The organism is Aliifodinibius sp. S!AR15-10 (assembly GCF_031569985.1).
GTDB lineage: Bacteria > Bacteroidota > Rhodothermia > Balneolales > Balneolaceae > JAMQKA01.
In genome coordinates this window covers 1-3,865 of the sequence record NZ_JAMQKA010000098.1, presented here as the reverse complement: position 1 = coordinate 3,865, position 3,865 = coordinate 1, and the positions used below count along the sequence as shown (strand labels likewise).

Annotated in this window: 3 protein-coding genes and 1 pseudogene; all 4 read left to right on the top strand. The window is 41.3% G+C overall.

Features of this window, described 5'->3' with window-relative positions; translation table 11 throughout:
- Positions 1-130: 130 nt before the first annotated feature.
- Positions 131-1,124, top strand: a pseudogene (locus NC796_RS26975) (peptidase domain-containing ABC transporter); the annotation flags it as partial.
- Between the two features lie 91 nt (positions 1,125-1,215).
- On the top strand, positions 1,216-2,157 hold the full coding sequence (locus tag NC796_RS26415) for an HlyD family efflux transporter periplasmic adaptor subunit (RefSeq protein WP_310688878.1): 942 nt from the start codon (positions 1,216-1,218) through the stop codon (positions 2,155-2,157).
- A 218-nt stretch (positions 2,158-2,375) separates the two neighbouring features.
- Complete coding sequence (locus NC796_RS26410; RefSeq protein ID WP_310688877.1) at positions 2,376-3,068, top strand: class I SAM-dependent methyltransferase; 693 nt, start codon at positions 2,376-2,378, stop codon at positions 3,066-3,068.
- Positions 3,069-3,108: 40 nt separating this feature from the next.
- Positions 3,109-3,768 carry a glycosyltransferase family 8 protein gene (locus tag NC796_RS26405; RefSeq protein WP_310688875.1) on the top strand — a complete coding sequence of 220 codons (660 nt, stop codon included), beginning with the start codon at positions 3,109-3,111 and terminating at the stop codon, positions 3,766-3,768.
- Positions 3,769-3,865: the final 97 nt, after the last annotated feature.

Genomic DNA, 3,865 nt, shown 5'->3' with positions numbered 1-3,865 from the left:
CTGAGGCCGATATTTCGGCCTAAAACGAAAAATGCAAGGTGCATTTATGGATTATTTTGCCGGTTTTTACCTATTTGTACCCGCAAAATTAAACACGACCCAAATCGGCAGGTAATTCAAAGGCCTCAACTTGTCACTCAACCAATACCAGCAGGGTGGGGCTTTTTTCATCAATGAGGGAAAAAATATCGGTATTACGTTCCTTGCGGCCGTGGCAGTGGTCAACGGGCAGCTCACGCTCGGTGCAATGATGGCTATACAGTACATCATCGGTCAGCTTAATGGACCGGTGGAGCAGCTTATTGGATTTGTACGATCCACGCAGGACGCCTGGCTTAGTATGGAACGCTTGAATGATGTTCACAAGCAAGAGGATGAAGAGCCGGATGACAAGATGCTGACCCACCAGCTACCGGATAAAAAGGATATTGAAATCAAACAACTGAAATTCACCTATCCCGGGGCCGGAAACGAACCGGTATTGAAGGATATTGATTTGCAGATACCCGAGGGTAAGACTACAGCCTTGGTCGGTATGAGCGGATGTGGAAAGACCACGTTACTTAAACTTCTGCTCAAGTTCTATCCACCGGGGTAAAGGAAAAATACAGCTGGGTAACCGAAACTTGGAAATGATTAGCCATCGCGCCTGGAGGCATCACTGTGGTGTCGTAATGCAAGACGGCCATGTTTTTTCTGATAATATAGCCCGTAATATTGCTGTGGGAGAGCAGCAACCGGATATGGAAAAACTGGAACACGCCGTGAGTGTAGCTAATATTCAGGATTTTATCGATTCCCTGCCGCTGGGGTACAACACAAAAATCGGTTCTGAAGGCAACGGCATCAGTGAGGGGCAAAAACAACGAATTCTCATTGCACGGGCGGTATACAAGGATCCTGAATTCATCTTTTTTGATGAGGCGACCAATGCCTTGGATGCCAATAATGAACGTGCCATTATGGGAAAATTGGAAGATTTTTTTAAGCAGCGTACAGTCATTGTTGTGGCCCACCGGCTAAGTACCGTAAAAAATGCAGATAATATTGTTGTAATGCATGATGGGGAGATCGCTGAGCAGGGTACCCACAGAGAACTCATTGCCACCGAACCGTTCCAATAATGTGACGGTTCAAAAAAATGAGATCCTGGCCTGGTTGGAAAGTACAGGTAGTCACAGGCAGGTTTTAAGGCTATCAACTCAGATCGACAGCATGAGAAGCTGGCTTAATAATAGTAAGCTGGGAAAGTTTAACTCGGTAAACATTGCTGATTTTTCCAATCTGGGGGATCTGCAGGATAGTTTTCAGTCGTTTGAGCAGTCGTTTAGAGAATTTACCACCTACTTGCCGGGCGGATTTTACATTAAGAAGAGGGAGAGCCTGCAACAGGAATTAGAATATACACAGGAATTACTTAATAAACTGAGGCAGCAAAAAAAGATCCAGCAGGCTGAACTGGAAATTGCACGCCAGAGGTACGAAGCCCAGAAAAAGCTGGCCGAGAAGGAAATGGTCGCCCCTATCGAATTTGCCCGGCAAGAGAGTGATTATCATGCCAAACAGTTACCACTGCAACAGACCGAATCAGCTATAATACGGAATTATGTTGAACAGGCTACCCAAGAACAGCAGATATTGGAACTGGAAAAACAGATTGATGAACAGAAATCTGTTTTTTTGCAAGCATTAAATACACTGGAAAGTGCTATTGAAGAATGGAAAGAGCAATACCTGCTAATAGCGCCCGTATCGGGGAGATTGATTTATGCGGGAATTTTGCAGGAGAACCAGATGCTGAGAACGGGACAGGAAGTTTTATATATCCAACCGGAAAATACACACTTTTTTGGTGAGATGGCCTTGTCCCAAAATTCCCTGGGGAAGGTGAGAGAAGGTCAAAGAGTACAGGTGCGATTCAGCAGTTACCCGTACCAAGAGTTTGGAACGGTGACAGGCCGGTTGGATTATCTTTCCAATATTCCAGTACAAGACAGTGTATTTCTCGGGAAAGTTAGATTTCCAGAGGGACTAACTACCAATTATGGGCAAGAGTTAAAACCCAAAAATGGGATGATGGGGCAGGCAGAAATCATCACGCAGGATATGAGATTGCTGGAACGATTTTACAATAATGTAACCAAACAAATAAGATAAGCACGTTTAAACAGAATGATCCTATCAGAGAGTAAAAGGTCATAAAATTATCAAACAATTGAACATCACCGATAAATTTTACCAATGGAGCCCCACAATAATAGCCTGTCTGGTAGGAGTAGCCGCAGGCTTGCTGGATTTCATTGTATCCAATGCATTTCCATTTCTGGTAGCAGGGGCGATGTTTTTTCTCGTTTTTACAGGTCTTTTCCTAATTTATGAAGCGAATTGATTACCAAATTCAATCACTTTCGGAATCTATTCATCAACAGTTTTTCCAGCTGGCTAAAAATGTATTAGAGACGGAGGATGAGCTTCGGTCCATGATAAATATAAGACCTCTTATGGGAACCAGTATTATGCCATTTGATGGATGGGCTATCGATGGTCTCTTCGCGGCTAAACTCATACAAATACTGGAGGAGGTCCAGCCGGAATTAGTATTAGAATGTGGTTCGGGAACTTCCACTGTGTTGGTGGCTCGTTATCTAAAGCAGAACAAAAACGGTCAAATTATAGCATTAGAGCACAAAGAGCAATTTGTAGCCTCAACCTCTCGGCATCTTTGTCGACATGAACTTGACAAGGTAGCAGAAGTGATTGAATCTCCATTGAGAGAGTACAGCATGGATGGCCATTCGAGAACATGGTATGATTTTGACCCGGATGTTTACTTGGAGCAAAATATTGATCTTTTAATTATAGATGGTCCTCCCGGCAATACAAGTCCGTTGGCCAGGTATCCTGCTGTACCGCTATTGAAGAGTTGGTTGAGCTCTGACGGGATCATTTTACTTGATGATGGTAACAGGGAAGACGAAAAGGAAATCGCTGAAAAATGGATAAAAGAGTTAAATGCTACCCCGGAATTTCACAAGGAAGGGAAAGGTATATGGATTATCAGGAAATGATATCAGGATGATTAATAAGCTAAACCATTGATTATATTTTATGTCAAAATTTGATAACCAAGTTAATGTTGTACTTGCTGCTGATGATAATTATGCAATGCAACTTGCTGTTACGATGTTTTCGATCTTAAGAAATTTAAATAAAATGAGCTGTCTACAACTTTTCATTTTAGATGGCGGAATAAGTAGTAAGAACAAAAATAAAATTAAACGCATTTTTAAGAATAACAATCAAAAGAAGAATCATTCTATTATTTGGATCAAACCCGATCTGGAAAAGTTGAATAATTTACCGACTAAAGGAAAACCACGAGCAATATATTTACCTTTATTAATACCAGAATATCTCCCAGATCAGTGCAATAAAGTGATTTTTTTGGATTCTGATTTAGTCCTGGAATCTGATATTACAAAGTTGTATAAACATGATGTTGAGATAACACCGCTATGGGCTGTAAGAGATCTTTTGATACAAACACTTTCCGGAAAAGATGGAATTAAATCCTATAAGGAAATAGGTGGAACTGAAAAATCCCCTTATTTTAATTCAGGTGTTATGTTAATTAACCTTGATTATTGGCGAAGGGAAAAAGTAACGTCAGGAGCAATAGACTATATACAAGAATATAAGGAAGAGACTAGATTTCATGATCAAGAAGCATTAAATGCTGCTCTAGTGTCATTACCACTTAATTCGTGAGGTACTCTTTTCCATAGGTCCAGTTGAATGGTTTTGCGTTCTTCTGGTTATAGTCTTTGATGTAGCTCATGAGTTGATCGACCAGCTGCTGCCGGGA

Bases quoted from the DNA above. Each gene is read 5' to 3' on its own strand.
- NC796_RS26410 (WP_310688877.1), top strand. From the start codon at position 2,376: ATGAAGCGAATTGATTACCAAATTCAATCACTTTCGGAATCTATTCAT.
- NC796_RS26405 (WP_310688875.1), top strand. From the start codon at position 3,109: ATGTCAAAATTTGATAACCAAGTTAATGTTGTACTTGCTGCTGATGAT.
- NC796_RS26415 (WP_310688878.1), top strand. From the start codon at position 1,216: ATGAGAAGCTGGCTTAATAATAGTAAGCTGGGAAAGTTTAACTCGGTA.